This is a genomic window from Paenibacillus sp. OT2-17, from assembly GCF_009827695.1.
In the GTDB taxonomy this organism is placed as follows: Bacteria; Bacillota; Bacilli; order Paenibacillales; family Paenibacillaceae; genus Paenibacillus; species Paenibacillus polymyxa_B.
Map to the genome: position 1 here is coordinate 1 of NZ_WUDQ01000432.1, position 3188 is coordinate 3188.

Annotated in this window: 5 protein-coding genes and 1 pseudogene; 1 reads left to right on the top strand and 5 read right to left on the bottom strand. The window is 45.4% G+C overall.

The window, feature by feature from the left end; translation table 11 throughout:
• From GRP75_RS30540 to GRP75_RS22560, 5 genes and pseudogenes are all read right to left on the bottom strand, one after another.
• A pseudogene (locus GRP75_RS30540) lies at window positions 1-128 on the bottom strand (DUF2600 family protein); the annotation flags it as partial.
• Complete coding sequence (locus GRP75_RS22545; protein WP_160790415.1) at window positions 118-309, bottom strand: hypothetical protein; 192 nt, start codon at window positions 307-309, stop codon at window positions 118-120. The gene GRP75_RS22545 and the pseudogene GRP75_RS30540, both read right to left, overlap by 11 nt.
• Window positions 310-448: 139 nt before the next feature.
• A complete protein-coding gene (locus GRP75_RS22550) occupies window positions 449-793 on the bottom strand; it encodes a hypothetical protein (protein WP_007429850.1) in 345 nt (114 codons plus the stop codon).
• Window positions 794-894: 101 nt separating this feature from the next.
• A complete protein-coding gene (locus GRP75_RS22555; RefSeq protein WP_160790416.1) occupies window positions 895-1467 on the bottom strand; it encodes a xanthine phosphoribosyltransferase in 573 nt (190 codons plus the stop codon).
• 84 nt (window positions 1468-1551) lie between these two features.
• Complete coding sequence (locus GRP75_RS22560; RefSeq protein ID WP_023988042.1) at window positions 1552-2157, bottom strand: DedA family protein; 606 nt, start codon at window positions 2155-2157, stop codon at window positions 1552-1554.
• Between the two features lie 140 nt (window positions 2158-2297).
• Between GRP75_RS22560 and GRP75_RS22565 the strand changes: the two genes are divergently transcribed.
• A partial coding sequence (locus GRP75_RS22565) for a YkvI family membrane protein (protein WP_160790417.1) occupies window positions 2298-3188 on the top strand: 891 nt, incomplete at its 3' end.

The window sequence follows — 3188 nt, forward strand, 5'->3', positions numbered from 1 at the left end:
CGTCTCGAAACAGCGCGAACGTCCTGCTGCTCGCTAACTTTAGGGTCGGATAAATATAAAGCCAGCAATCCCTCGATAATCATCCGGTGAAAGGAGCTGGCAGGAACATCTGCAATATCAGCCCGCGGGCTGGTATGTATAACTGCGATCCAACTTGACCACACGTCGATTCTGGCGGCGAATAAGCACCTGTTCATCATCCCATGCCAGTACAATGCCAACAACATCGTTGGACTCCAATCCATCGCGTACGACACGCACCTTTTCACCGGAGAGTCGATAAGCATCCAATTCTTCGTCCATAATCATCCTTGTCCCCTCCTTATTCACTTTTTTAACACAGCAACCATGATTCTATATACATGAAAAAAGTTTAAAAAGAGACCTAAACAATCATTTAGGTCTCTTCTCTCTTACTACTTATATGGATTGCCAACAGAGCGACAAATTATCCCGACTGGTTTACACTGTGATCATGTTCTTTTGTATCGTTCTTCTCGTACCAGAAGTCCAGCACTTGTGCAGACAACACTCGCTGATCTACATACTCCACTTGGTGAGCAGTAAATTCTTCTTTCCAAGAGAAGGACAATTCTTCGCATAGGTTAACCAACGTCAACAACTCAGACCAGGCCACATAGCGTTTATACCAAAAAAACTGAGGATGTTCAATCATATAGGGATACAAATCGTCGAATTCCGTATGCTTACAATCCAAGGCACGCTCAAAGTGTACTTTAGCCGCTGCCAGTTTTTCCAGAAAAAACTGTTCGGTCAATTGTTCTTTCCCCATGTTGCTGCCTCCTCTCCAAAACCTTATCTATATTATAAGCGAAATTGAAGCTCATGCAAAGGTTATTATTAGAAATAAGAATCAGGAGTTTTGAATTGTTACTATTCAGCAAACTCAATCTTGCCGTCAGCTAACGACGAAATTTTGACCAATGACTCTACACGAATACCCTGCTCACGGATGGTTCTCGCTCCGGCCTGAAAGCTTTTTTCCACCGCGACACCAAATCCAACCAACTCCGCTCCAGAGCGTTGAATGATTTTAACCATACCTCGCGCCGCATCACCATTAGCAATAATATCATCAATGAACAGAACACGGTCATCTTCGTGAATAAATTGACGAGACAGCATAATATCCGTAACAATACCTTTTGTAAACGAAGGTACGCGTTCACACAGCGCGTCTGGATCAGCTAATAGGGTCTTTTTACGACGAGCAAATACCAACGGTACACCCAATTCCAATGCTGTCGCAAACCCGATGGCAATGCCTGAGGACTCCACGGTCACTACTCTGGTAATCTTCTCTTCTCGGAAACGTGCTGCGAACTCTCGTCCCATTGCCATTGTCAGTTCTGGATCAACCTGGTGATTAAGCAAACCATCCAGCTTCAGCACCTGATCTGATGCAATCACGCCTTCATCTAAAATTCGTTTCTTTAATACTTCCATTACATGACCTCCCACGGCATTCCTATGCGGTAAAAGTACCATACTTCACCCGCCGCTTTCAAGCTATAGCTGCTTTCCATGCGGTCATGTGACATTTTTTTTACGCTTGTTCCAGAACCATGCGGTGATTCCTCCCACAACGATTAAAAGAATAACGACCAGCCCTATCCGATGCGTCACCTTCTCCATTAGCTTCGCCACCTGCTCCCAATGCATGCCCACCGCATGTCCAATCCCCAAAAATGTACCGCACCACAGCAAAGCTCCTGCTGATGCATAACTGATATAGCGAAAAACGCCTAGACGGGTTGTACCTGCCAGATATGAGGATACATGTCTCAAGCCGGGGACAAAATATCCGAACAGGATTCCCCAGGTACCATAGCGCCCAAACCAATTTTCAGAAGAGGCAATCCTAGAAGGCGTAAGCCTCACCCATTTTCCGTATCGATGCAAAAGTGGTTTGCCCAACAGACGCCCCAATGTGTAGCTAAGCATCATACCCGTCATACTACCGAAAAATGTGACTGCCAGTGCAGCAATGAAGTTGTAGTGCCCTTGAGACACGAGCCCGCCGAAGGCGATCATTAGCACTTCGTCGGGTATCGGCATACCCGCTACTCCAAGTGCAAGCAAGCCGAACATTGCCAAATATCCGTATTCAAGTATCCATGCAAGGATTTGACCCATAAATTACGCTCCCGTCAAGCTATTCATTAATTCACTTTAATTATTTTCAGTCTCATCCAGTCATGTCCTATTTCAGTTGAACATAGTTTGTATTATATGCTCGCTGCAGCGTTATTCAAGCAGGCAAGGAGGGACTGGGGATGAAACGTAATATTCATGTTTTTCAAATTGCTTTTACATACATCGGTACAATCGTCGGTGCCGGATTTGCTACCGGACAAGAAATTCTGCAATTTTTTACGCAGTATGGTCGTTGGGCTACACTCACTATTATGCTATCCACAATCATATTTGTATGGTTGGGTACGAAAATGATGCTGATCGCTCATGATATTTCAGCCAAATCCTACGAGGACCTGAACAAACATCTTTTTGGTGCCAATGCCGGGAAATGGATTAGCTGGTTCACACTCATCGTGTTGATTGGCGTAAACAGCGTCATGCTGGCAGGAGCCGGCTCTGTTTTTGTAGAGCACCTTCACCTGCATTACCAAACCGGACTGCTTATTACACTGATTGGTACTTATTTGCTGCTAAGTAAAGGCATTAAGGCCATCTTGCACATGAACACCGTGGTTGTCCCTCTGATGATCATCATGTCTCTTCTGCTCGTTCACAGCACGCTCTCCATGCCCAATCCTCAGAGTTTTATTACGAATACGACAGATCACAGTACATTTCGAACCTTGCTGTCTCCACTGCTGTACACGTCCTTTAACCTAACTATGGCCCAAGCCGTGCTTGTACCCCTTGGCAGTCAAACCTTCTCCCGAAGAACCATCCGCTGGGGCGGAGTTTTGGGCGGAGTTGGTGTCGGGTTTATGCTAATGGCTGCACACTTTGCCATGTCAGCACATATGCCGGGTATTCAGCAATTTGAAATCCCTATGGGAAGCATTGCTTACCGTCTGGGTGCCTTTGTCGAAATCATATACATTCTACTCATTTTCATGGAAATCTTCAGTACCTTTGTAGCCGACATTTATGGAGTCAGTCTGCAAATTCGTCAGCATGTCCAAATTTCGCCCAAG

What these genes read in the sequence shown, in the direction of transcription:
- GRP75_RS22550 (WP_007429850.1), bottom strand. Translation starts at nt 793, where the DNA reads ATGGGGAAAGAACAATTGACCGAACAGTTTTTTCTGGAAAAACTGGCA.
- GRP75_RS22555 (WP_160790416.1), bottom strand. Translation starts at nt 1,467, where the DNA reads ATGGAAGTATTAAAGAAACGAATTTTAGATGAAGGCGTGATTGCATCA.
- GRP75_RS22545 (WP_160790415.1), bottom strand. Translation starts at nt 309, where the DNA reads ATGATTATGGACGAAGAATTGGATGCTTATCGACTCTCCGGTGAAAAG.
- GRP75_RS22560 (WP_023988042.1), bottom strand. Translation starts at nt 2,157, where the DNA reads ATGGGTCAAATCCTTGCATGGATACTTGAATACGGATATTTGGCAATG.